Source organism: Lentibacillus persicus (assembly GCF_900112705.1).
GTDB classification, from domain to species: domain Bacteria; phylum Bacillota; class Bacilli; order Bacillales; family Amphibacillaceae; genus Lentibacillus; species Lentibacillus persicus.
The window spans coordinates 86,539-111,225 of the sequence record NZ_FOMR01000005.1 but is presented as its reverse complement, the minus strand read 5'-3'; the positions used below and the strand labels follow the sequence as shown (position 1 = coordinate 111,225).

Sequence of the window (24,687 nt, the reverse complement as noted above, 5' to 3'; positions counted from 1 at the left end):
CCTACAATTGTTTGCTGAACAAAAAGTCGATAAACTTTTTCTCAATCGCATGAATAAAACGATCTTTGCGCTGGACAATCCATAAATCCCGGTTAAAGGTCAAATCTTTTATGGGCACCTTAACTAAAGATCCATTTTTTAATTCGGTTCTAACAACGATTTCTGATAATATAGCAATGCCTAAATTCGCCTCTACCGCACCTTTTATGGCTTGAGTGCTGCCAAATTCCATATAAACCGTAATATCTTCCGGAACGCCATGCGTCTTGAAAATCTGTTCAATGAACATGCGTGTACCTGAGTTCTTCTCTCTTCCAATTAACTTTCGACCAATCAAATCTTCTACGTTAATGGCGTGCTTTGTATTGGCTAAGGCATGATCTGGTGAACAAACTAATATGAGCTCATCTTCGGCAAACTTTTTGACTTTAAAGTAATCGCCTTCTTCAACAGCGCCTTCAACCAGAGCTATACCAATTTCATTTTCCTGCAGGCTTTGCAATACCCTTGGGGTGCTGCCAACTTCCAGATTAATATCAACATCGGGATAGATTTTTTTAAAGTCCCCTAAAATGGCCGGCAGCAAATATTCTCCGATTGTGAAAGAAGACCCCAGCTTAAGACTGCTGTCTTCCTCTCCAATTAGTTCATCAATGACAGTGAACGATTGATTGTATTCGAAAACGATTCGTTTAAAAATCTTATATAACTGTCTGCCTCCCTTTGTTGGCACTAAGCTTCCTTTATCGCGTTTAAATAATGTCGTGCCGTACACATTTTCCAACTGACGAATTTGTTTGGTTACAGCAGGCTGTGTTATAAAGTTCTTTCTGGCAACTTTGCTGATACTTTCTTCTTCGATTACTTGACAGTAAATTTCAAGGTTACTGATTCTCAATCTTCAAAGCCACCTTTGTCTTAAGCTTTTTCAATCCTCATTGCTTAAAAACCGAACATTTTAGGAAACCATAAATAGATGCCGGGAACAAAAGCTACCAGCACTAAAACAATTGCCATCCCCACCAGGTAAGGAACCGCTGTTTTAAATACATTTTGCAGCTTTACATCCGCAATGCTGCTCGCGACAAATAAACATATTCCTACAGGCGGTGTAACCAATCCAATACCTAATGTCAAAACAGTGATGAGACCAAAGTGAATTGGGTCTATCCCATAGGTCGTTGCCAAAGGCGCAAAAATAGGCACTAACATAATCATGGCCGCAGCCTGTTCAATAAATAAACCTATGAAAAGATATAATATCACCATTAACAACATAAACATCGCTGGATTTTGCGTTAATGATTGAAAAATAGTACTAATTTCAGCAGGTATGCCTTGGATGGAAAGCCACCATATCGCCACATTTCCAACTGATATCATAATCATGACGATTGCTGTGACAATGACTGTCCGTGACAGGGCCCGATAGGTTTCTTTCAGTGATAATTCTTTCGTAATAAAGAAACCGACAACTAACGCATAGACTACCCCCAGACACCCAGCTTCGGTCGGGGTCACAACGCCTCCGACAATACCTGCCACCATAATAAACGGCAGAATGGCAGCTACCAGAAAACGTCTTAATATCCGAAAGACATCTTTACCTGTATACGTCGTCATATCTTTAGGAAAATCTTTTTTTCTAGCGATAACATACGTGATTATCATCATGCTCAATCCCAGCAGAATCCCTGGGATAACACCCGCTAGAAATATAGCAGCAACCGACACATTGCCGGCAGCAAACACATAAATCAGCATCGGCAGACTGGGCGGGATTACCGGGCCAACAACAGAACTGATACTTGTTACGGCTGCGGCTAATTCAGCATCCTTGTATTCTTTCTTTGTAGCCGGTATAAGCATCGAACCGACTGCACTCGTATCGGCTACGGCGGACCCATTGATGCCGCCAAACAGCATACTGACAAGGACGTTTATATAAAGCAGTCCGCCTTTAATACGGCCGACTATCAGTCTGGCAAAGTCAAGCAAACGCTGCAGAATCCCAGACCCGCCCATCAATTCTCCGGCAAGTATAAAAAGGGGGATAGCAACCAGTGTAAATTTGTCCAGCCCCGTCCATAACCGCTGTGCAAATAAGTCAAGTGGCTGGTCTGTCATAAAAAATGCCGCCAATGTCGACAACCCCAGCGAGAAGGCTATTGGCATACTAATAGCAATGAAAACCAAAAACAATAAACCATAGATAATCAATGTACCCATGCATCATTTCCCCCCTTTAGAATTAAATCATCGACCTTCATATTAAAGTTCCGAGGCTGCATCTTTTGCCTTCAACACTTTCAAAACAGTTGATAAATTGAGTTGGAACAGCATATAAATGAAACTTACAGGCACTGATAGATAAGGAATCGCCATACTGATATTGAAAACCAGCGGATCGTTCGAATTGATACCGCTCATGGCAAAAATAAACCCATAGTAAATCATTGCGATCAAAAACACTGAGGTCAAAACATTAATCGCAATTAACAATTTTTTCCTGGTTTGTTGCTTCACACGGTCACTTATCATGTCAACAGCAATATGTTCTCCATATCTGAAAGCCAGACCGGCTCCTAAAAATGCCACCCATATCAAAAGGTATTTAGACAACGGGTTAGCAAAATTCAGCGGATTAAAAACAACAAAACGGCTAATAACTGATGTTGAAATCGTCACAACAATCGACGCCATTAATATGACACATACGATTTCAATAAACTTTGAAACCATTTGATCTGCCTTCGTCAATACGTTTATTGTTCTTTGTCTGTCCATATACCTTCTCCTAATAAGTAATATGAAGGAGGCCGGGACATAACTTTGCTTCAAAGCATGAAAGACGAACGATAACAAAGTTTAGCGAAGGAACTATAGGAATGCTCCTGCGGGGAGAGAGGACTAGGTGACACTGAAGTGCCTCAGCACGAAGAGGCTCACCAGCCGCCCGCGGAAAGCGGAGTATATTTCCGGAGCGGGTCATCCCATTCTCCCTATCTATTATTAGTTCGTCTTTTCTTTTGCTTTAGTCTTTTTTGTCCCAACCTCGCTATAAAACTAAAGTGTGCTGATTTTATTCGGAGATGTCATAACCCCATCCCCCGTCACCAACAGGGCCGATCTCCTCCTGAATAAGATCAAGTTTTTCCTGTGACATGCCTTCATTTCCAATAAATTCATCCCATACCGTGTCTTTTGTGGCTTCTTTAATTTCTTCATAATTCTCATCAGAAACGGAGTATATTTCAACGCCGGCGTCTTTCATCTCATTTATATTTTCAGTCACATAGTCACCGACGAAATCAATATGCCACTCCCTGGCCTCCTGTTGAGATTCTTCTAAAATCGTCTTAACATCATCCGGAAGCTCAGCCCACATTTCAGTGTTCACAGCTGTCACTGAAGCATAATTCTGGAAGGAAACATCAGCAATGTAATTAATCAAATCACCTTCATGAAATTGAGCAGAATGAAAACTTGCATATGGAACAGTTAAGCCATCAACCATCCCGAGCCGAACCGATTCAGGTGTCTCCGGCCAATCAACTGTCTGCCCTTTGGCGCCCCAAGCCTCCTGACTCGCTATCTCCAATGGTGATCGTGAGGCTCTGAATGTCATTCCCTCTAAATCATCCAGCGACGTAACCTTTGTATCCGATGTTCCAATAACTCTCGGACCGCCAATTTCAAATGTCGTAAACCATTTAAGACTATCACTCTCGAGTTCGCCGTTTATTTGTTCCTTAATGACGTCACTGTTAAAAGCATTTAATAGCTGATCTCTTGATTCAAATAAGAAAGGCAAGTGAAACATTTCAAAAGCCGGCGTGATACTTGCCAAGTTTGCAAACGAATCAGCAGCAAAATCCAGATTCCCGTTCTTCACCGCTTCAAATGTTTCCACCCCGGATCCTAGCTGTCCGCCATGCAACACTTCGATTTGAATATTACCGTCCGATTTTTCCTCAACTAACTCTTCAAATTTGTCTAAACCATAACTCGATACGTCTGATTCAGCTAAGACGTTGGCGACTTGAAATTCGTATTCCGCATCGCCTGAATCACTGCTTTCAGAGGATGAATTATTATCTTTGGAGGCAGCATCGCCATCACTTTCCCCATTTCCACCAACACATCCCAATAACAGCATGAAGAATGCCAGGCTAAACAAAACTAGCACGGACCTTTTGATCATAAGAAACCTCTCCCCTATAAAGTAGTTTTAAACATCTCGGACACAACGGAACCCCATATTGCCAGTAGAACTATCTGGTGTATTTGAACTTCGGGCGGCTACGCGATATCGGTTACAATAGGAATCATGACATAGGTAAGACCCTCCTTTAATAATTTTTGACTCGCCTGATTCGGGACCTTTTGGGTTTATGATGCCGTTTGTGCTTTCATCACTGACGGCAAACCAATCCATACACCACTCCCAAATATTGCCGGCCATATTGTATAAACCATATGGGTTCGGATGATAAGCGTCAGAAGGGGCTGTGGCCAAAAAACCATCTGACCCTTCATTTTGGGTTGGAAACGACCCTTGCCAGATATTACAAGCATGCTCACCATCAGGATATAATGCATCACCCCACGGAAAACGCTTCTGTTTTAAACCTCCCCTTGCGGCATACTCCCACTCCGCTTCGGTGGGCAAGCGTTTTCCGGCCCACTCACAATAACGCACGGCATCGTTCCATGAGATATGAACAGCCGGGTGGTCCATACGGTCATGAATCGTGGAATCCGGTCCTTCAGGCTTTTTCCAATTCGCATGTTTCACCGCCCACCACCAAGGCGTCTCTCTTACAACATTGAGAACCTCTTTTTCAGTCTGCTTACTTACAAATAAGTAGAAAACAAATGACCATCCATATTTTTCAGCATCTGTTGTGTAGCCTGTAGCATCAATAAATTGTGCAAAATCGCTATTCGTGACCGCACAGCGGTCGATATAAAATGAATCCACCGTCACTTCTCTTACCGGGCCTTCCCCATCTGCCGGGAATCCTTCTTCACTGTCGGTGCCCATTAGGTAGGTACCACCTTCTAAAAGCACCATACCCGCCGTACTGCCATCCTTTTCAGTCAGATTGGCGGCAACATGCGCGGTTTCCATTTGTGATACGGCTCTTTGCGGTGTACAGCAGCTTTTTACGTGTTGGTTCAAAGTGTTTCCCCCATTCACACCATTAATTGTCCTTCTCCCAGAATGGCTTGTTCGCACCGCTTTCTTCCATCAGGCGCAGAATTTTATCCCGTGGCACAACGCCACATCTTTCAGCCCACCGTTCATACTTCGCTGCCATTTCTTGTACAAATTCAGGATATTCATCAGCCAAGTCGTGCATTTCAGTACGATCCTGATGCATATCAAATAATTCCCATTTTTGCGGATATTCTTTAACAAGTTTCCACTTTCCTATTCGAATTGCTGCGTTTCCTTCATGTTCCCAAAAAAGCGGTGTATTTTTTTCCTGATCGGCCTCAAACATAGGTTTCAAGCTTCTGCCTTCCATTGGAAGAATGTCGTGGCCATTAAAGGAATTTGGATAGGATGCATCCGTTATATCCACAATTGTCGCCATAATATCTGTTAACTGGCCTGGTGTATGTCTCAAAGTTCCTTTATCTTCCAAGCCTTTTGGCCAATGAACGATCAACGGTGTTGCAATACCACCTTCGTGAACCCAATGTTTATACAGCCGGAATGGCGAATTCGACAGGTTGGCCCAAGCCGTTCCATAACTCTGGTACGTATTTTCAGGTCCGGGCATGATTGTCGGATCGTTTCCAAAAAGCACGTCTTCACCGGCTCTGGTCTGGGACTTTGCAATCAATAACTGGTTAACCAGTTCTTCTTTAGAGACATTTAATGGAATATCTTCTTCGCAGGCACCATTGTCTGATAAGAAAAATATCAGTGTATTATCCAATTGGCCTGTTTGATCCAAGGCATCAATTATTCTGCCAATCCCCTGGTCCATATTATCGATTTGTGCCGCATAGACTTCCATACATCTTTCAAGCCATTCTTTTTCCTGCGCATTTTCCCATGCAGGCTGACTTGGATCACGGTCTGTCAGCGCCCACTTTTCATCGATAATGCCCATATCGATTAATTTCTGCAGGCGTTCTTCCCGCAAATTATCCCAGCCTTCTGAGAATCTGCCTTTATATTTCTTGATATCTTCTTCTTTAGCATGCAGCGGCCAATGTGGTGCTGTATAAGCGACATATTCAAAAAATGGTTCATCTGGTGAATTTTTTGCATGATCTTTAATATACTGAACAGCCTGGTCACTAATGGCATCGGTATAGTAAAAGTCCTCATCATCTTTTACTTCATGTTCTATATTGTCGTTGCCACGCGTTAACGTGTTTGGATCATAGTAGCTTCCTGCACCAATAATCGTCCCGAAAAATTCATCAAACCCGCGTTGTAAAGGCCAGTTATTTGAAGGCGTTTCCAAGTCTTTGGCAACATGCCACTTGCCGCTCATATATGTCTTATAACCACTGTGCTTTAATACTTCAGCTATCGTGACACATTGGTCATTTAAATCGCCCGCATAGCCTTCCGGGCCACTGTTATAGGTTAAAATGCCGATCCCGGTTTGATGCGGATGGAGCCCCGTCAGTAAAGATGCTCGGGAAGGACTGCAGCGGGCTGTGTTATAAAATTGAGTAAATCGTATGCCATCGGATGCAAGCTTATCCAAGTTCGGCGTATCAATTTCCCCGCCATAACTGCCAATATCCGAGTACCCCATGTCATCATTTAAAATTAGTAATACATTTGGTTTTTGATTCATAAACGTTACCTCCATGCCTCTTTTTAAATTCCATTTCTGGATAGTGTGATTAAATACTGAAAATAATCCGGCCTGTAAACAGCTTTTAAAAACTCGACAGGATCTCCTTGCGACGTTTTTGTGGATCTCTCGATATACAACAAGGCTTCACCAATTTTAGTATTAAGCATTTCAGCTATTTGTTCATCTGCATTAACAGCACTAATAATCTGGTTAGCTTCTTTGAAATAAATGTCTAATTCCTTTTCGAAAAATTGATAGATGGCGATGGATTTTAGATCCTCGTTTTCCAGCATCGCCCCATAACTTGAAGGAAAAAACGCATATTCAACCGCTATTGGATGCTCATCAGCAAAGCGCAAACGTGTTAAGTTCCAGACATTATCGGTGTTCAGCTTTTCTTTACAGATGTCAAAGTCGTCATCATTTCTATTCAAAAGCCCGCTATTCAGAACTTCAGCATTTGGCACAAAACCGGATTCCTTTATGATCTCGGTAAAGCCCATCAAACGACCGGTCCAATTTTCAGGATGATTTGTCCTGACGAAAGTGCCTCTGCCCCTTTCCCTTGTAATGACGCCTTCATCTACAAGCATTTGCAGCGCGTTCCTAACTGTAACCCTGCTGACGCCGAAGCGATCCATTAATTCATATTCAGTTGCAATCTTTCCAGTCTCATCAACTAACTTCCGGGATAAAACCTCCTTTCGAATAACATCTCTGACTTGCAGTTGAAGAGGAACCCCGTTATAAAAGTTTATTTCGTGGCTGGATGAGGGTTTATTTTTTAACATTTAATCATCGCCGCTTTCTGAATTATTTTAAGAAATATGTATTATGATTTGTATTATTATTATAACAATTAATGAAAGCGTTTCAACTATTTTCACTATTTTTAACATAAAAAGTATTTATACGTTATTAACTAATTTTATACATTACTCCCGGTTATAACCTATAAGAAAATTAACGTTTACAGTTTCACAGAAATTTTGTAGCTTTAATGAAGAGGGAGGGGATGTTGTTGGCCTTTACGACGGGATTGATTATCCTAGTGTTAGGCATAGTGGCTGGAGGGTACGGCACAATCGTCGGTGCCGGCGGTGGGTTTATTTTTGTTCCGGCTTTATTAATCATACTTAATATGGACCCTGTGGTGGCAGCAAGTTCAGGATTATTCATCGTGTTAATTAACGCACTCTCCGGTGTGACGGGTTATGCTATCAAACGAAAAATTAATTATAAAATTGGCCTGTTAACGGCATCGGGTGCCATTCCCGGTTCATTAATAGGTGTCTGGATCCTTCAACGCTTTTCATCTCAGGTGTTTTATCTTATTTTCGCAACGATATTAACCTTACTGGGTATTTATTTATTCTTTAAAAATGTATTACCATGTTCAGATAAATATGTCCAAAACCAACCCGGTAAACGAGAAAGTTTCCCATCTATTAAATGGCTTCCTTTATTTGGCGTTTTTTTAGGTGTGTTGTCAAGCTATATGGGCATCGGCGGCGGATGGCTGCTTGTCCCCGTCTTAATATATGTGTTCAGGTTGTCGCCGCATCAATCTGCAGCAACGTCTATTTTCTCATTAGCCATCTATACCTCTATCGGTGTTGCCGCTCAATTGTTCTACAATAATATTGATTGGCTGACCGTCTTATGGGGAGGGGCCGGTGTTATTCTCGGCTCACAAATCGGCGTGATATTATCCCAAAAGTTGCCAGGTAAACTAATAGTTCAAATGCTGTCCTTTCTTCTGATCATCATCGGCGTGAGGCTGTATTTTCAGTGAGGGATGTTTAGAGGAGGGGATATAGATTAATTTCCGGCAGGTTACTCACAAATCACCTTAAATGCCATACACAGGTTTGGCAATCGGGTTAAGTTTTACACCGTGGCATCTTTATAGTTAACAAACTGATAGAAGCGAATCAGCAAGGAACGCTTCATAAACTGATAAAACAGATAGAGAAGCTCGATTTACTGGTGTTAGATGAGTTGGGTTATATTCCACTTCACAAAGAAGGCGCGGAGCTTTTTTTCAGGTCATATCAATGTATTATGAAAATAAAAACATCGTCATAACAACAAACTTACAGTTTGCCAGTAGAATCATGTTTTTGGGGACCCCGTCTTAACAGAGGCAGTCATCAATCGTTTAATTCATCATTCGCGTTTACTGCTTTTTACAGGAGAAAGCTTCCGTTACAAAGAATCTTTATTACATGAATAAATCAGAGGTGGCAAGTGGCATACAATTTTAAATGCCATTTCATACATTTTTTATTTGCCAAATACACCTAACCAGCTAGTCTTTATTGATGGGCCAGGAAATTCCCTGGCAAGGGGCGTGGCCATGCTCAAATGGGATAATTACTACAGCTAATTTTATTTCACCCTGTATATAGCTTTATTTGATTATTTCTTATACAATTAATTATGTGAAAGAAAAGATGATTAACAAGTCGCAAAAACTATTTTTGAGGGGGAGAAGCTTGTGTCCAATACCATGGGTACAATCACTAGGTCAGTAGCATTAGAAATGAGTGAAGGAACTTTTCAGGGACTATCCAAGTCAAATCTATTATTTCATCAATGTATAATAGAACTAATTGACAATGCCATTGGTGCCGCAATAAAAGATGAGCCTTTTTATGTAAACGTTATTTTTAACAAAATAAATGATGGGACCGTTGAAGTGTATGTTGCAGATCGGGGAAAAGGAATGGACTTTGACGTTTTAAGTAGAGCTTTACAGTTAGGTGAATCAGCAACAACTGAATCAAGACTTAATGAACATGGTTTTGGATTGAAAAATGCATTGGCTACTTTAACAAGTGGTTCTGGTGACTTTCAAATATGGACTAAGTCTGCCGAGGACGGGACAGTACACAGAGTTACCGGTCCTTTTAAACAGGAAATGGAAGTTATTAGTGGTGTAGAGTTTCCAGAGTCAAAGTTTTTACCCTCCAATATTTCTACTTTAATAAAACTGAATGTCAAATTATCTTTTATACAGACAGTTCAGGGTAGAGGTGCACGGAGCCAAAACTTATCGAAATTAAGGTTATGGCTGATAGAACATTTGGGGGTCACATATAGAGGTTATTTAGAGTGGAATCATCAAACAAGAAATGTAGATGGTAACATAGATGTTTCTATTAAGGATGATATCAAACCGGTATTACCGATTAAAGTTCCTATTGCAAATTCTACCACGGTTTATTTGAATGACATTGAACTTGGTGGGACCACCTATAACCTCAGGTATGAATACGGTACTTTAGATAAGGTTAGAGCAGAAACATTGCTGGACGGGTCAAGTAAAGTGAAATACTATTATCAAGGTAATCAGCAGTCACAGGGTATAGATATAAGACTAGGCAGTAGAGTGATTGCAACAAGACAATTAGAAAATGTCTGGTATAGTTATGACGAAGATAACGGAGCTAAGGTTCCACTTGTAAGACATAACAGTTACAATGATTTTGTAGGAGAATTGGTAATTCCGGAGTTACCAAGAGGGGTATTAACTACTATTAACAATAAAACGGACTTCAACTTAAATGATGAGGACTGGCAAAAAATCTTTGATGAACTTAATAAACATAAACCACAAAAACGTGTGAAGGAATATACAGAAGCTTCCTTACGGAAAAAGTGGATTGAAATGATTAGAGCGACAAACCCTTCGGATGACGTAGTCGATGATATGGTGGTTTGGGGAACGGGTACAAAAATTGACGTCTATAGAAAAGTTCACCCTTCTAATGAAGTTATTATATACGAACTAAAAGCAGGATCGGGTGAACCAATTCATTTATATCAGCTTAAGATGTATTGGGACGGACTGGTTCTAAATAATATTAATCCTTCCCAAGGAATACTACTAGTACAAAGTTATAATGAAGCGTTAGCTGATATGTGTGAAACAATAAATGAAAAAATGACCCCTCCACCTCTTGGGGGAGATTCCAACAACACCTCTGAGCTAAAGTATAATTTTAAGATAGAGAGGCATGTAGAGAAAGGATTAAGAGAGGAAGAGCAAAGCTAGATTTAAGTTAAAATAGCTTTATTCTCTCCACGAGGATCTTCTTATATAGGAATCATGTAATAGAGCAATTTCTTTTGCAAGTTGAAATTTTGATGTAACGTTTTCATCTAACAACCTCCTCAGAAGTTGAATGAACTTCTGAGGAGGGGGGGGGGATAAATCATTGCATGTGACCTTTATTGCAAGTAAATTTTTTAAAAAACAACTTGATTTAAAGAATATCCCCAATATGATAAGATTTGATTACTAGACAGTATTTGGCAAGTAAAAAAATGTATGAAATGATATGCCACTTGCCACCTCTGATTATTCATGTAATAAGATTCTCTTTAGCCCCGTGGGCAGTAGTGAAGAATTAAACGATCGATGCGATGACTGCCTCTGTTAAAAGGATCTCCCCAAAAAATGATCCCACTGGCCAAACTGTAAGGTTGTTGTTATGAAGATACCTTTACTCTTCGCGTAAGTCGTCCGTACCTGGTTTGAAAGTCAGGCCTAATACGGCTACCTTCAAACCATTAAATGTGATAAGGTGTTTGCTTGCTTTATTGTATAGGGTTGTCTTTTGATCTTTGTTTACATTCATATAGGAAATCTTCAAAGCTAGGAAGTCGTTGGATGCGTATTTAATCACATTTCAGCTGAGCGTCGGTTAACTGAGACAAGCGGTAACTTGAATGGTTCACAAATCTCCGTTAAAAAAGTTTCTCTGCTCATTTGCTTTCCGTTCCGATGATGATACGCGCTGCATGAAGGTTGTCATGGCCTGCAGAGTCTTTTGCTAAAAATTCCAGGTTGGAGGCAACTTCCACTTTCACATCAAGTACAAGGAAGTGATGGATAAATTGTTCGACTTTATCATTGATGCGGGTAAAAAAATTTCACTGCAAAAAGTCAGCAGCTCCCATACAATAATTTCACTCACTTAAAATGACGAACGTCGAGAAGTGACGGGCACCCACCTAAACCAATTAAAGAAAACAAAATGTAAGCACTCTCTTCGTCATCCTCTCTTTAAGATACCCATTAGATTAGAATGGACCAAATTCAATGGAACTTGCTATGATTAAAAAAATACAAGCAATCCCAATCCAAATAAGGATAAGGGGCCATACCCACTTTGCCCATTTTTCCCAAGGAATACCTGCGAGTGCCAGTCCTGCCATGAAGTACGCACTGGTCGGATTAAATACGTTTGTTATACCATCTCCAAATTGAAAGGCGACAACAGCGGTTTGTCTGGTCATTCCTATTAAATCAGCAACAGGAACCATTACTGGCATAGAAGCAGCAGCTTGTCCACTGCCGGACGGTATAAAGAAATTAAGTATCATTTGCACAAAGAACATTCCTATTGCCGACAAGAATGATGGTAATGCTGATACTGACTCTGCCAAATAATAGACGATTGTATCCAACACCACTCCTTCTTCAAGTACAACAATAATTCCGCTGGCTATCCCAATGACAAGTGCTCCAAAGGTTATCCCAGCAGCGCCTTTTATGAATTCCTCTGCAGTTTTATTTATACCAAGTCCGCCGACTACACCTGCTACTATACCTATAGTCAAGAAAGCCGCTGATAATTCGTGAATATACCAGCCAAGCTGGATCACACCAAAAGCTATAAACAAGAGACCAATAAAAAATATAGCTAATACAATTTTATGCCGCAATGAAAATCCTGCGTTTTCACTAACATTTTCAAGAACAAGGTCACGTTCTCTGTCTAACTCATACATTGGACTTATTGTAGGATCTGCTTTAACTCTTTTTGCATATATCATAATGTAGATAGCTGTTACCAGAACCATCGTTGAAAACATTATGACCCGGAAGCCCATTCCCGAAAATAATGGGAGCTCAGCGACCCCTTGGGCTATACCAACTGTAAAGGGATTCAAAAACGCACCTGCAAAACCTGCACCTGCCCCCAATAACACGAGCGATATTCCTGTAATCGAATCAAAACCCATTCGTATAGCGAGAACAACCATAATTGGATAGAATGGAAGTAATTCCTCCGCCAGTCCCATTACAGACCCTGTAAAAGAAAATAAAATAATAAATAAAGGCACCGCCCATATTTCTTTTCCGTTCATTTTTTCTATTATAACGTTAATACCTCTATCTATGACTCCGGTAGATTGAATTATCCCAAAGGCGCCACCAACAATAAAAACAAAAAATATAATATATGCGCCGTTTTCCATTCCTTTGGGGATTGCCATCAACATATCAAATAAATTTTGAGGGTTTGCATCCACCGCAGTGTAAGAAGTCGCATCAACTAATTCCCTTCCTGTATCTGGATCCTCATACCTGTCAAATTGCCCGGAAGGCAATATATATGTTAAAAGCCCGGCAAAAACAATAACACCAAATAATAAAACATACGTATGAGGCATCTTAAATCTGAACTTTTTTTCGTCACTCTTATTTGCCTGATTCATTTTTTCCCCTCCCTGTTATATCAAGAGCAAAATAAGTATACAGAACAGCGGCCTGATATAACTCATTCATGTTTATTTTTTCTTTTCCTGAATGAGCATCTTCCAGTCTACCTGGTCCACAAACAACTGATGGAATGCCGCCGTTTGCCAACTGAGCACCATCACTCCAGCCTGGAAACATTACCACCTCAGGGTCCCGGCCAAATAAAGTTCTTACTCCTTTTTCGAGAGCTTTTACACCCCAATGGTCAAAAGGAGTATCTAGCGGAGGGTGATAACCAGTTGTTTCTGACATTCGACGGACTGAGACTTCAATAGATGGATTTGTTTTCTTCTGTATTCGAACCAGATTGTTAAACTCTTCAATCATTGATTCCGTTGATTCTCCAGGAAGCCACCTACGATCAAATTGCAAAAAGCATTTGTCTGGCACCACATTTGGATCAGATCCACCGATGATTTTCCCTAAATTAAGAGTAGGCTTGCCTAATACAGGGTGTTCTCTTCTTTCCAGTTCTGGCAAAAGATTCTCTTGCATTATTCTAATAAATTCAGAAGCATGGTAGACTGCATTAATCCCTGCATTTGGTGTACTTCCATGTGAGGATTTTCCATGAAAGGCAACTTCAGTCCATTCCATACCTTTATGCGCAGGCATTATTTTCAATTCTGTTGGCTCACCAATTATCGCAATATCCGCTGTCAAATTTCCGGAATCCGCAATATGCCTTGCTCCCTCTGCCCTTTCCTCTTCATCAATAACACCAGCAAAAATAACTTCTCCTGCCAAGTTAGGATAATATCTCTTTAATGTAACCATTGCGACCATCATAGCCGCGATGGCGCCTTTCATGTCAACTGCGCCCCTCCCATATAAATCGTTCTCCTTCCTTTTGGGTTGAAAAGCATTCTCCATCGTATAAGCCGGCACAGTATCGATATGGCCATTTAGAATAATTCTTTTATAGGACTTATCAGATTTTCCGACTTTTGCGTAGATATTTGGCCTGTTTGGATATATTTCTTCTGTCCATGCTTCAATATCATGAGATCTAAAAAAACTCTGAATATAGTAAGCGACTGCACTTTCTCTTTGAACAGATTCTTTATGAGACTCTATTTCTATTAATTTCTCTGTTAAAACAACCACCTCTTCTTGGTCAATATTTTCAAATATGTCTTTAATTTTGTCTGTGCCCATTAATTAAACCCCCTTTATTAAATAGTTAATTCAAATATTATGATAGCGCTATCATTTTTATGAGGAGCCATCTATGAGAATATAAAACTACTAAAGAATTATTGTCGACATCCAATTGTCGACAATATAATGGCTTTATTATACAATAAATTGCATTATTTTGCAAAACTCAAAAAATATAGATAGGGACAAATATTTGAATAATTAAAGGGGCATTAAATTCAACTGGCACAATGAGTGACAGGAACCTGACCTTTTCACAATCGTTCACATACAAAGCGGCCACCACACGATCTTTTGATTCTTTAACCGAAGCATCCGGCAAACCGACAATATTGACCCCTTCCACCCCCGGCAGCAGCTGGACCTCCACATCAACACGATACCCTTCAATCCCTTTCAGACCAATACTCGACACAATCACAGCCATTCACGCTCACACCTTTATCAGTCATTGATTAGATATAAGATACGCGATATTTAATTAAAAGTCAAGAACATAAGTTCGTATATTTAACCCTCAAAATAGTCTTATTACTATTAAGAAATATGAAAATTTCTTTCTTTGAAAAAGTTTGTAAATAAATTTCCAAAATTAACAAAAAAGAGTGGGCGAAAATGCCATTTTAAGAAAACGAATAATTTTTTTTCCACAAAAAAGCCACCAGCTCTATCCGAACCAGCAGCCCCTATATAATAACATTATGCGGCATAAAAATAATAAAACCGAGAAAGTGGCAGGAACCAAACCCAGCCCCTAATGTCACAGATTAAAATGTATTTTGTTTTATTTATCTACCTTTACCTGGTCAGAAAATAATTGATCAAATATAACTTTAGCATATGTCTTAACTTCATGAAGCCCGCTATCTATTCCATCCCTCAGATATTCGTTCTCGGTCATCGGAGCATCACTTACTAAATTAACTGTATCAGGGTCACAATCCCAATTTTTTATTACTCTTTGAATACCCTGTTTTAAACTGGTGCTTTTCTCACTAAACCAAGGGCCAAAATCCCATCCAAGGTTATTAGAAAAAGAAACTGGCTCCTTAGACCCTGCAACCACATCCTTTGGAAGACCAAAAAACTCCCCGGATGTTTTTTCAGGATCTGCAAGTTGAGTTAAATCATCTGCTATTGTCAATATTTTTAGTAATTCATAGGATATGTCCGGTCGCTCATGCTTATCTATTAAATATCCTTGAAGTTTATCTTCAATATCCCTGCTCAGTTCAAGAATTTTCGCTACTGAATGGACCACAGGTGATGAATAATCGCTCATAAAAAAGTTCCTCCCTACTACTGAATCTTAACTATAATAACACTCAAACTGTACTCGATGCAGTGCCAGCCCTCTCTCTCACTTTTTATCTATTATGGATTAGGTATAAGATACACTATATTAAGTCAGAAGTCAAGAACACTAGTTCCCTTTTGGCCTTTGAACTCGTTAGATGAAAGTTTCAATTTCAGAAAACCTTCGCAAGGAAATTTCAAAAATTATTGAAAACGGGCGGGAGAAAATGCTATTTTGAATTTCATGGCCACAAAAAAAGCCACCAGCTCTATCCGAACCAGCAGCTTCAATAAAATAATTTCATTCGATATTATTCGACAAAATTCGGGAAGTGACAGGCACCTAGACTCTTTGGCACAATCTGTCAATCAATTAGCATCTCTCCAAGCCTTTCTGATTTCAGGTACAATACCCTTTTCACTTTCTTCCTTCCATATTATTAATGACTGGGGAATTTCTAATTTTTCATTTTTAAAACGGATATATAATTCATGTGCTAACTCACAAGTAAGTGCCCTGATAGGTAAAAATTCTTCCTTAATTAGTGTGCCGTAGTTGCTGTCAGCCGCGTGCTTAAATAAATCCGTTTCAATATATAAATTTGACAATGAATCAATTAATTTTTCTGTTTTGTCAGCTGTTAAAGACAAGCTTCCTGCACGAATTAAATGTATTAAAGCGTTTAGGGATTGATCTAAATATGGCGATTGACGCAAAAAAACTTTTTGGATAAGGTCATCTATAGCTTGGCTTGGGATACTGTCGATTAATTTCTGTTCAATAAGATCGATCCAATTTAAAATACCTTCCAAAGAATCAAATACCTTATTTTCTTCACCTGAATTTAAATTATACTTGATTAATTTCTCTGCAGCTTCGGACGACTTAAATCCAGTATAAACCGCCATTGGTAATATACTGGATGATGGAATCTCATCTACTTCTAAAATATCTTTAGCAATATCATATACCTTTGCCTTTAATGAATTATCATAGGAAACGGTATATAACAAAGTTGATAAAAACCTTTTATATTGAATCCAAGGAAACGGTGATAAATCTTCCATCATTCCTATATTTTTGATCAAACTACTTTTGTTTTGGTTCCACCATTTGTTTAAATTTTCAACTAATACACATATGCTATCCTTAAAAAAGCTAAAGTTTATACAGCTATTTTCTTGCTTTAACAGATTTCTTAATTCATTAAATTGTCTTTCTTCCGGAGAAGGTAAAGACCTCACATTTGGTTTACCAAAAATCTGTACAAAATTCTGCTCCAGGAACTGTTTTATTTTCTTTATAACGCTACTTTTAAATTTACTATCAAGAAGGAAATTTGAAGCAATAAACTCAAAATAAAAATCCGTATCTCCAAAATCATCCTCCTCTAAAATTTCTCCGACTTTATTCTTTTGCTCTACTGATAACAATCCCAATTCGCTCACCACGCTGATTCGCATCAGAACGTCAGTTTTTAAATTTCCATTTAAATGGTCTAACTGATTAATAAACGAATCAATAACACTGTCGCTTATTGTTACCATCTCAGTCTCTACATATTTTAAATCAACAAAATGAATTGGATCCGTAACAAAGTCTCCTTTTGATAAAGGAAGTTCTAAAATGCACTTTAAGTTTTTCCTAACACTTTCTTTCTCAAAAGCGAATAATATCCTTTTAAATAAGTTGCTAAGTTCTTTACCAAAAAGATGAATATATTTCTCTTCGTTTGACGATAAATATATTTCTACAGCCAACTGAAAACAATCCTGTAACTGGTCTTTATTGAGTCTTATAGTTAACCGTGATAAAACTTCAATTAATAACTTAAAACGTGGATCTTCCGGTAAATCTAGTTGATTGTTTTGCTTCAGGCTGTGTAATTGCTTTACTGACTCCCAAATATCCATAAACAGACTATTCACTGTTTCTTCATCTGCAATAGCAATGGTTTCTCTAACCAACAGTCCCTGTAGATATTTTTTGTTGCCCAACTCTATTAAATTATTTATTGCAAGTCTTAAATTATTCTCATGTGAGATATGCTCACTTGCTATGAGAACCCGATCCTTATCAAAAACTGTATTTCTTATTCTGTGACGTAGTCCAGTCTTCTCAATCATCTTAAATATTTGAATAACATTTCTGAAATTTCTATCGGACCTATTTCCAAATGTCATATTTTTAATTTCAATCCCGGGGTCAAAAGATACATTTTGCTTATCTTGTTGCTTTATCAGATTATTATCAACGCCTGTAACTACCTCTTCATATATACGGTTGGCATCACAATTAAGTACCTTAACAAATTCTTCCCTTTCAATACTATTAAATAAATTGGTGTGGCCAGGGCGATTTTTCAATACATTTAAAATTTTTAATATCCAACTCTCTTGTGAAAGCAACTCAATATCATTACCTTCTACATTTCTTTTTCGGATGTCATTTAAAGCATTTAAAAGTACTTTTTCTGCTTCATTGTATTTTCTAAGTTCTATAAATATAGATGCCCTTCTGACCTCCCAATAAGGTATGTTATAATTTTCAGTCCATTCATCTAATAACTTATTTGTTTTGGAATAATTAAACCGACTAAGAGTAAATAAACATTGTTGATAATAGTATTCTGCTAATTGTTCTGCATCTTCAAAACCAATTTTACTGTAATGTGATAAAATATGATCTATTTCTTCAACCTTAAAATTCTCCCTATAGTAATTAAGTAAAGTGAAGCCAATTTGAACGAGCCTTTGCTTCATCATGTGAACTTCATCTACTTGTAAACCAAATTTTATTTTAATGTGCGCGTCATTATCGATTGATTCAATAAAAGAGTTTACCATCCCTTCGATTGTTGAAATGAGCGGTTTAAATCGTGGGATGGAAAGAGATAACAATCCAGTCTCCAATCTCCAAATAAATTCGTACAGGACTGTTATGTATTCTCTAACAGGAATTTTTTCTTTTAATTTAGTTAAGTAAGGGACAATTCCCAATTCAGTTTCATGCCAAATATGATTTCTTGCATTTCTTGGAGCAATTACCCATTGAGGATACCAACTCCTTTCTTCCTGCCATTTTTTCACCAAGAGTTCTGTTGATTCGGAATTTAACTTTCTTTCGCTAAATAAGTCACGAATATTTGAATATCTATAGCCATTCTGGTTATTATCCCGGTAACTTAATTTTTCTTTCACTTCTACAGGAACTTCCCAGTCATCCAGTGGGTTTTCCTGATTCACTTCAGGCCAGTAGTATGGGATCTGACTTTGGGGTTTTAGTAATTCAAGAAAAAACCATTTCAGGGAATATTCATGATTATTTCGGACCCTTGAATAACTAAATAATTCTGAGAAATCAATGACCTTTATGTTGTTGCTTTCAAGATTCCTTTTCTGAGATTCTCGTAAATAACCACAAAAATAAATAGATGAAGCATAACTTCCTAAGTTATCCTTAACCCATCCAATCCAATTTTTAAAATTTGCATCATCACCTGAAAACCCTATAAGACACAAAGTGTTCTCCACTATACTTTGCTGTACCAAATTAACAAATGGAGTAAATCTTTTCGGATATGTTCGATAGTCCTCCTCTGTAAATATAAAAGGTCTTTGAGAAGGAAAACTACCATGTAATTTAACAATTCTTGGTTTTATAGAATTGGGAATGTCCGCAACTGTTTGAACTAGACTATAATGTTTTTCATAAGTGAATTCTCTAGTCCGTTCAATTAAAGTATCGTAATTTGTAGTAAAAATATCCGCCCAAGGAATCAACAAAAGCATTTTATGTAATTCACCTGGTACATAGTTTTCATCTGGGAGTGATTCTTTTAAAAATTCATCCAAGGCTTGTCTTCCAAACTCGAATTCATATTCCACTGCTAATTTTAAAGGGTCAGCCTCCTGGAATCCATCACCTTCCTTATCTAAATAAAGTTTATTTTTAAGCCCTTGAACAAGGTTTTGCCATGTTAAAAATGTACCCTTTGATTTTGATAACTGAGTAGCGTTCAAGCTAAACCCAGAGCCGACCATAACTGACACGTTCCCTTTATAAAGTCCCTCTCTAATCTTTTCTATATGATGCTGGTCAGAAAACATTTCATTCCCTCTCTTTTCTACTTAATAAGCGCCTAGCTACTTATAGTACTATTCTCACATAAGATGAATTGCTTTTATAGTAGCACATCTAAACTATCATAAAACCAGTTTGATGAAGATCCAATTAGATATTTCTTCCTTATTTAAACTCTGACATTTAATAGATCACAGGCACCTTTAATCATGAAATCAACTATGAATATAGTAAGTGGTACCCCTTCAGGGGTCCTAACTTATACATCCTTATCTGAGCACCTAATCTGACAAAGTACGAATCATACCGTTTCACTTCAAAAATCTTCAAGTCTTAAAAATTCTACAAAAACTCGCAGGGTAACAAGCCTCCACCTGAGAGGAGTCGACCCAAATGAAACATCCGGCAAATGTTAAAAAAGTACGGGGACTGTTCCCGCTCACCCCCGCCCTATGGGGGCACACCCCATCACCCGCTCCTGAAACTTGCCAGCAATTGCTGGAGCTCCTGCTCGGCTTCCGGGTCTCGCGTCCGTGATTGGGCCTTTTTCTTCTCACGCGTTTGCTTTTCTTTTCGTTTTTGCTCTTTGAACCATTCGGGTATGACTTCCCGGGACCCGGCACCATGCCCACTGGCGCCACTCCCACTAGCGCCCTCTCCACTCGGCCGCTGCCACCCTCGCCTTTGCTGCCGGCTCTGGCGAAAGGCTTCTTCTTCGGCCTTTGCTGCTTCCACGGTAGTGATGCCTTTAGCTGCCCAGTCTTGCAGAATTGCTTTGACATAGCCCCAATTGGTTTTGCCGCGTTCAATGGCGCGTTTCATAGCGTCCAAAACGAGCGCTTCCCCGACATCTCGCACCCAATTCAGCAATGCATCGGTCACATAGGGACTGACCCGTCCGAAGTTGTTTTGATAAAAGACGAAAACATCGTCGTGTGCTTTCTGATTTGCTGTATGATCACTGTTTTTTGGTTTTGTATTGTTTTTCTTTTGTTTAACTAATGGGGCCGTCACATGGTCCGCATCCTGGTCCGTCAGATGGCTCTGCGGATGGTCCACACCCCGGCCCGCATCATGGCTATCAGGAAGATCAGCTGCGTGTCCATCATCCTGATCCGGCAAACGAGGCCCGTCCTGCTCCACACGCTCGACTCCAATCCCGCTATCCAACTTCACCATCCGATACTCTGGTGCCAGGCCGTTTCCGCGGGATGTGCAACGAATATAGCCTTTGTCCTGCAATTCTTTTCTGGCGCGTTTGAATGAACTGCTCGGAAGGCCTGATTTCAGCCGCAATACAGGGGCTGCGACCGTAAAGGTGTCAATCCACCTTGCTTTATTGTTGATATGTATCAGCGCGTGCCAAAGGGCAACCGCCGATCCGGATAATTGATTTCGGTCCACTGAGTCATAAAATGCATTAATTTCTTTTATATAATTCATCATAATCATCCCTTCAAATATATGCCCGCTGCATGAACTCCTGTCGATCGCATTCCAATCGGCTGCCGGCTGGCCAGGATTTCATCAAGCGGTTTTTTTATCCCGCATGTTGATCGCTCTCCGGCACATACTTTCTTTTTCCCGCCCATTTTTTTATCTTCCGGAACATATCTCACCCGCACCGGCACATTTTTTTATTTTCCGGAACATATCTTGCCTGCACCGGAACATATCTGCTCCCACCGGCACATATTGCATGTGTTCCCGCCCATATCCTCCTCGCACCCGCCCATATTTCAACCGTACCGGCACATATTGCACCCGCACCCGCCCATACCTAACCCGCACCGGCACATGTTTCGCCGGCACCGGCCCATCCTCCGGGTAGGGACAGTGATCACGTCCCCTTGTCCCCCTCGTTATACAGCTTAATTAAGGCTTCTTTATCCTGTCGTAATTTCTTCCTGGCTTCCCGTGCCCAGCTTTTGACCGCTTCAGTCGTGACGCCTTCACGCTCGGCAATTTCTTTCTGGGTCATGCCATCAATGATATAGAATTGCACCCATTTCCATTGGTTCGGCGACAGCGTGGCGCGAATGCGTTCCCAGAATGCTTCATCCATGTCGGTCGTTGCTGACTCGCCAAGCTCACTGGGTCTGCCTGTAGCTTCGGTAATGGCTTGGACTGCCAGCTGCTCGCGGCGATTGTCGTTTGTTTTCTTGCGGAGCATGTCGATGAGGCGGTTACGGATGGTGTAGTTGAAGTAGGTTGCGAGCGGGCCTTTGTTCGGATCGTGTTTCTTATAGGCCATCCACATGGCGTAAATACCTTCCACATAAAATTCTTGCTGCCGGTCGTGAATGCCGAGCCGATGCATATGATAGTGAATTCGCCGTTCGTTCTGCCGGAAAATCGTCTCGAATGATGCGTTTTCTTTGTCGTACATGTTGTTCTCCTCCTTTGCTATTTTGTTTAGCATAGGCGAAAGAACACCATTCGGCATCCGGCATAACTTCCAATTTCCATTAAAAAAATCGATTTTTCCGGACACATTCACCCGAAAAATGAGAAATCCCCCGGCAAAACCGATTTTTCGACGTTCCCTGCTGAAGTTAACTAAAAAAAGTAGGAGCACGCTCTTTTTTAGTTGGTGCATGCTCCTTTTCAGCCAGCAAAAAAATTTTAACTTTTTCGCCAATCAGCCTTTTAAGGCGTGTCAATATTCCATTGCTACCAAGATAATGGGTGTTGAGGGGCGATCGTGTTGGAGGAAATAAAGCGATTTAGACAATTACTGGGGAGACAGCTACGAAAAACGAGACAGCAGTACGGACTGTCAATTGAAGACGTAGCAGGACATGTTGATACAGGGGCTGATCATCTCGGTAGAATTGAGCGTGGTGAGAGACAGCCAACCGCCTATACATTTGCCAAACTATGCGATTACTTAGGCCTGGATTCTCATGTCTTACTCGAGATCATGGACGAGCTAAAACAGCACCGGGCTGACTAACCCAACCCCGGCCTTCCCGGATTCATCACGTACCCATCATACGCCCCCTATACCCACCGCACAAAAGGAGCAGTCCCTCATGACAACCCTTCTCAACAACTACGTGATTAATGAAGATACCATGGCACTGCTCCCCGCAGCACATATTGACTATGACACGATTGCCATTGAAACAAATCAGGAACTATGTATCCGAAAAACACCCCATCAACTTATTCGTGATGCCTGTCTGAATGATTGCTCCACCTATGAAGGAAGGCGAGAAGCGGTTATGCATCATTTTGGGTTCAAACGTAAAGTCCCTGTCCCGATTAGCCCTGCTCAAAATTGCTTCGTCTTCCCAACTCACGCGCCGGCGGATTTTGTGTGCAGCTGGATCTTCTACAGCCATGTTCAGAACGTCTTGCCTGCATCCGGTTCAACTAAAAACACACACGGCCAATCGATCATTGTCTTTAAAAATGGCCGGCAGCTGCAGGTAGATGTGTCCCTTTATGTACTCGAAAAACAACTGGCGCGTACGGGCATGTGTATGTGGAAGTTTGGGGGGTGGTAGAGTGGAAGATGTCCGGTACTGACTTCACAGCGATTTGTTTTTCAAACATTATTAACAGGGGGTTTTGGTTATGATGCTAGTTGCCATTGGTTTCATCGCTTTCGCAGCTGCTTTAATCTATCTTACCTATCACCTAATACGAAAAATTAAATTTAAAGATAAAATCCTATCAAAAAAGCTGTTTTATCCTCTTCTCATCGGCGGGCTTATTCTGATGGTAATGGGCGACGCGTTTACAGATGGCGGCACCACCGCTAAACTCAATCAGGAAATCGAAAAAAACGAAGAACTGACACGTCAAATTCAGTCGCTTGAGGAAACGAATGATTCGCTAAAATCAGAATTAGAAGAACTCACTTCAAATAAAAAAGCAGTTGACGATAAGCTGGAAAGCAAGGAAAGCGAACTTAGTGAATCGGAAAGCAAAATTGATGATCTGAATGCTGAACTGGAAGACAAAACTGGCGAAATTGAAGAGCTCCAGGACGAAAATGCTTCATTACAAGCTAATGTTGAAGACTTGGAGGCTACGATTGCTTCTGCAGAGCCTGCATCATCAAATACGTCTTCCGCCAGCACAAGCAGCAATAGCACGAGCAATACGTATTACGAGAACTGTACCGAAGCCAGGAATGCCGGTGCAGCACCTGTCTATGCCGGCGATCCAGGTTATGCTTCCCACCTTGATCGAGACGGTGATGGCATTGGCTGTGAATAGATCCTGTTTCTAGCCGATCAAAATACTATAGACATTTTCCTTTTTAACGCTAATCCCCTTCGCAAGGATATTATACTCGCGAGGGGGATATGTAACCGCATGTGTCCTAATTACAGGTCTTCGCCTTCTTTATCCAAGGCCGGTGCTTCTGGATTCAATAGGTGTTTGTCCAGCAATCGATCATCAAATGCACCGGCTTCTATATCCTCCCGCATTGACATGAAATAGTCCTTGATCTCACAATCCGGCATACGTTTGACATCGCTCCAGTAGTAATGTTTCGTTTCAGGGCAAAGCACAATCAGGCCAATATCGTCTGGCAATTTCACAGTGGCAACAAGTTTATACCTTCCTTTTCTAGGCGGCATTTTCCACTCCATTTCAGCACCCTCTTTATTAATAGATTGTTATAACTTTACCACAAGGATCGATTCATGAATAGTATGAAATCTAAATTAATCATTATACTGCTTTTTAGGGTCGGGTCTTTTTACAAACGATTCATGTGAAGGCTGCTGAATGACTTA

20 protein-coding genes and 3 pseudogenes are annotated in these 24,687 nt (G+C 40.2%); 6 read left to right on the top strand and 17 right to left on the bottom strand.

Annotation, left to right across the window (positions count from 1 at the left end):
* Window position 1: 1 nt before the first annotated feature.
* The 7 genes from BMZ22_RS08215 to BMZ22_RS08185 form a co-directional block, all read right to left on the bottom strand.
* Entirely contained in the window at window positions 2–898 is an 897-nt protein-coding gene (locus BMZ22_RS08215; RefSeq protein WP_090084201.1) for a LysR family transcriptional regulator, read from the bottom strand.
* Between the two features lie 44 nt (window positions 899–942).
* Window positions 943–2,229: a TRAP transporter large permease gene (locus BMZ22_RS08210; protein ID WP_090084198.1), complete on the bottom strand. Its 1,287-nt coding sequence runs from the start codon at window positions 2,227–2,229 to the stop codon at window positions 943–945.
* 42 nt (window positions 2,230–2,271) lie between these two features.
* Window positions 2,272–2,787, bottom strand: coding sequence for a TRAP transporter small permease (locus BMZ22_RS08205; protein WP_090084196.1), 516 nt, complete (start codon window positions 2,785–2,787; stop codon window positions 2,272–2,274).
* Window positions 2,788–3,082: 295 nt separating this feature from the next.
* On the bottom strand, window positions 3,083–4,204 hold the full coding sequence (locus tag BMZ22_RS08200; RefSeq protein ID WP_090084193.1) for a TRAP transporter substrate-binding protein: 1,122 nt from the start codon (window positions 4,202–4,204) through the stop codon (window positions 3,083–3,085).
* A gap of 27 nt (window positions 4,205–4,231) precedes the next feature.
* A complete protein-coding gene (locus BMZ22_RS08195) occupies window positions 4,232–5,134 on the bottom strand; it encodes a formylglycine-generating enzyme family protein (RefSeq protein ID WP_090084191.1) in 903 nt (300 codons plus the stop codon).
* Between the two features lie 73 nt (window positions 5,135–5,207).
* Window positions 5,208–6,830, bottom strand: coding sequence for an arylsulfatase (locus BMZ22_RS08190; protein WP_090084187.1), 1,623 nt, complete (start codon window positions 6,828–6,830; stop codon window positions 5,208–5,210).
* A 23-nt stretch (window positions 6,831–6,853) separates the two neighbouring features.
* A complete protein-coding gene (locus tag BMZ22_RS08185) occupies window positions 6,854–7,624 on the bottom strand; it encodes a GntR family transcriptional regulator (protein WP_090084184.1) in 771 nt (256 codons plus the stop codon).
* Window positions 7,625–7,854: 230 nt separating this feature from the next.
* Here BMZ22_RS08185 and BMZ22_RS08180 point away from each other — a divergent pair, with 230 nt between their 5' ends.
* The 3 genes and pseudogenes from BMZ22_RS08180 (at window position 7,855) to BMZ22_RS08170 (ending at window position 10,893) form a co-directional block, all read left to right on the top strand.
* On the top strand, window positions 7,855–8,628 hold the full coding sequence (locus BMZ22_RS08180) for a sulfite exporter TauE/SafE family protein (protein ID WP_090084571.1): 774 nt from the start codon (window positions 7,855–7,857) through the stop codon (window positions 8,626–8,628).
* Window positions 8,629–8,679: 51 nt separating this feature from the next.
* Window positions 8,680–9,069, top strand: a pseudogene (locus tag BMZ22_RS08175) (ATP-binding protein); the annotation flags it as partial.
* A gap of 276 nt (window positions 9,070–9,345) precedes the next feature.
* Window positions 9,346–10,893 (top strand): ATP-binding protein, encoded by a 1,548-nt coding sequence (locus BMZ22_RS08170; RefSeq protein ID WP_090084568.1) that lies wholly within the window; start codon window positions 9,346–9,348, stop codon window positions 10,891–10,893.
* Between the two features lie 457 nt (window positions 10,894–11,350).
* Here BMZ22_RS08170 and BMZ22_RS08165 read toward each other — a convergent pair.
* From BMZ22_RS08165 to BMZ22_RS08130, 9 genes and pseudogenes are all read right to left on the bottom strand, one after another.
* Window positions 11,351–11,756 (bottom strand): annotated as a pseudogene (locus BMZ22_RS08165) (hypothetical protein); the annotation flags it as partial.
* 168 nt (window positions 11,757–11,924) lie between these two features.
* The gene (locus BMZ22_RS08160; RefSeq protein ID WP_090084181.1) at window positions 11,925–13,346 is read right to left on the bottom strand and encodes a YfcC family protein; all 1,422 of its coding nucleotides are present in this window, start codon (window positions 13,344–13,346) and stop codon (window positions 11,925–11,927) included.
* Window positions 13,330–14,547: a M20 family metallopeptidase gene (locus tag BMZ22_RS08155; protein ID WP_090084179.1), complete on the bottom strand. Its 1,218-nt coding sequence runs from the start codon at window positions 14,545–14,547 to the stop codon at window positions 13,330–13,332. Before BMZ22_RS08155 ends, BMZ22_RS08160 begins: the two co-directional genes overlap by 17 nt.
* Window positions 14,548–14,806: 259 nt before the next feature.
* Window positions 14,807–14,977 (bottom strand): annotated as a pseudogene (locus BMZ22_RS17270) (magnesium chelatase domain-containing protein); the annotation flags it as partial.
* A gap of 357 nt (window positions 14,978–15,334) precedes the next feature.
* The gene (locus BMZ22_RS08145; RefSeq protein WP_090084173.1) at window positions 15,335–15,832 is read right to left on the bottom strand and encodes a hypothetical protein; all 498 of its coding nucleotides are present in this window, start codon (window positions 15,830–15,832) and stop codon (window positions 15,335–15,337) included.
* Between the two features lie 383 nt (window positions 15,833–16,215).
* Window positions 16,216–19,956, bottom strand: a complete 3,741-nt coding sequence (locus BMZ22_RS08140) for an SIR2 family NAD-dependent protein deacylase (protein ID WP_090084170.1) — start codon at window positions 19,954–19,956, stop codon at window positions 16,216–16,218.
* Between the two features lie 442 nt (window positions 19,957–20,398).
* A complete protein-coding gene (locus tag BMZ22_RS08135) occupies window positions 20,399–21,373 on the bottom strand; it encodes a DnaD domain-containing protein (RefSeq protein ID WP_177183389.1) in 975 nt (324 codons plus the stop codon).
* A gap of 5 nt (window positions 21,374–21,378) precedes the next feature.
* Window positions 21,379–21,555: a hypothetical protein gene (locus BMZ22_RS16905; protein WP_218144034.1), complete on the bottom strand. Its 177-nt coding sequence runs from the start codon at window positions 21,553–21,555 to the stop codon at window positions 21,379–21,381.
* A gap of 215 nt (window positions 21,556–21,770) precedes the next feature.
* The gene (locus BMZ22_RS08130) at window positions 21,771–22,508 is read right to left on the bottom strand and encodes a sigma-70 family RNA polymerase sigma factor (protein WP_245745273.1); all 738 of its coding nucleotides are present in this window, start codon (window positions 22,506–22,508) and stop codon (window positions 21,771–21,773) included.
* A 129-nt stretch (window positions 22,509–22,637) separates the two neighbouring features.
* Here BMZ22_RS08130 and BMZ22_RS08125 point away from each other — a divergent pair, with 129 nt between their 5' ends.
* The 3 genes from BMZ22_RS08125 (at window position 22,638) to BMZ22_RS08115 (ending at window position 24,160) form a co-directional block, all read left to right on the top strand.
* Window positions 22,638–22,886 (top strand): helix-turn-helix domain-containing protein, encoded by a 249-nt coding sequence (locus BMZ22_RS08125; RefSeq protein WP_177183387.1) that lies wholly within the window; start codon window positions 22,638–22,640, stop codon window positions 22,884–22,886.
* A 79-nt stretch (window positions 22,887–22,965) separates the two neighbouring features.
* On the top strand, window positions 22,966–23,442 hold the full coding sequence (locus tag BMZ22_RS08120) for a competence protein ComK (protein ID WP_090084161.1): 477 nt from the start codon (window positions 22,966–22,968) through the stop codon (window positions 23,440–23,442).
* A gap of 70 nt (window positions 23,443–23,512) precedes the next feature.
* Window positions 23,513–24,160: an excalibur calcium-binding domain-containing protein gene (locus BMZ22_RS08115; protein WP_090084158.1), complete on the top strand. Its 648-nt coding sequence runs from the start codon at window positions 23,513–23,515 to the stop codon at window positions 24,158–24,160.
* A gap of 110 nt (window positions 24,161–24,270) precedes the next feature.
* On the opposite strand, the gene BMZ22_RS08110 is transcribed toward BMZ22_RS08115, so the two are convergent.
* Window positions 24,271–24,540: a hypothetical protein gene (locus tag BMZ22_RS08110; protein WP_090084155.1), complete on the bottom strand. Its 270-nt coding sequence runs from the start codon at window positions 24,538–24,540 to the stop codon at window positions 24,271–24,273.
* Window positions 24,541–24,687: the final 147 nt, after the last annotated feature.

Bases quoted from the DNA above. Each gene is read 5' to 3' on its own strand.
- BMZ22_RS08200 (WP_090084193.1), bottom strand. From the start codon at position 4,204: ATGATCAAAAGGTCCGTGCTAGTTTTGTTTAGCCTGGCATTCTTCATG.
- BMZ22_RS08195 (WP_090084191.1), bottom strand. From the start codon at position 5,134: ATGGAAACCGCGCATGTTGCCGCCAATCTGACTGAAAAGGATGGCAGT.
- BMZ22_RS08120 (WP_090084161.1), top strand. From the start codon at position 22,966: ATGACAACCCTTCTCAACAACTACGTGATTAATGAAGATACCATGGCA.
- BMZ22_RS08185 (WP_090084184.1), bottom strand. From the start codon at position 7,624: ATGTTAAAAAATAAACCCTCATCCAGCCACGAAATAAACTTTTATAAC.
- BMZ22_RS08115 (WP_090084158.1), top strand. From the start codon at position 23,513: ATGATGCTAGTTGCCATTGGTTTCATCGCTTTCGCAGCTGCTTTAATC.
- BMZ22_RS08160 (WP_090084181.1), bottom strand. From the start codon at position 13,346: ATGAATCAGGCAAATAAGAGTGACGAAAAAAAGTTCAGATTTAAGATG.
- BMZ22_RS08145 (WP_090084173.1), bottom strand. From the start codon at position 15,832: ATGAGCGATTATTCATCACCTGTGGTCCATTCAGTAGCGAAAATTCTT.
- BMZ22_RS08190 (WP_090084187.1), bottom strand. From the start codon at position 6,830: ATGAATCAAAAACCAAATGTATTACTAATTTTAAATGATGACATGGGG.
- BMZ22_RS08155 (WP_090084179.1), bottom strand. From the start codon at position 14,547: ATGGGCACAGACAAAATTAAAGACATATTTGAAAATATTGACCAAGAA.
- BMZ22_RS08210 (WP_090084198.1), bottom strand. From the start codon at position 2,229: ATGGGTACATTGATTATCTATGGTTTATTGTTTTTGGTTTTCATTGCT.
- BMZ22_RS08170 (WP_090084568.1), top strand. From the start codon at position 9,346: ATGGGTACAATCACTAGGTCAGTAGCATTAGAAATGAGTGAAGGAACT.
- BMZ22_RS08110 (WP_090084155.1), bottom strand. From the start codon at position 24,540: ATGGAGTGGAAAATGCCGCCTAGAAAAGGAAGGTATAAACTTGTTGCC.
- BMZ22_RS08135 (WP_177183389.1), bottom strand. From the start codon at position 21,373: ATGAATTATATAAAAGAAATTAATGCATTTTATGACTCAGTGGACCGA.
- BMZ22_RS08205 (WP_090084196.1), bottom strand. From the start codon at position 2,787: ATGGACAGACAAAGAACAATAAACGTATTGACGAAGGCAGATCAAATG.
- BMZ22_RS08140 (WP_090084170.1), bottom strand. From the start codon at position 19,956: ATGTTTTCTGACCAGCATCATATAGAAAAGATTAGAGAGGGACTTTAT.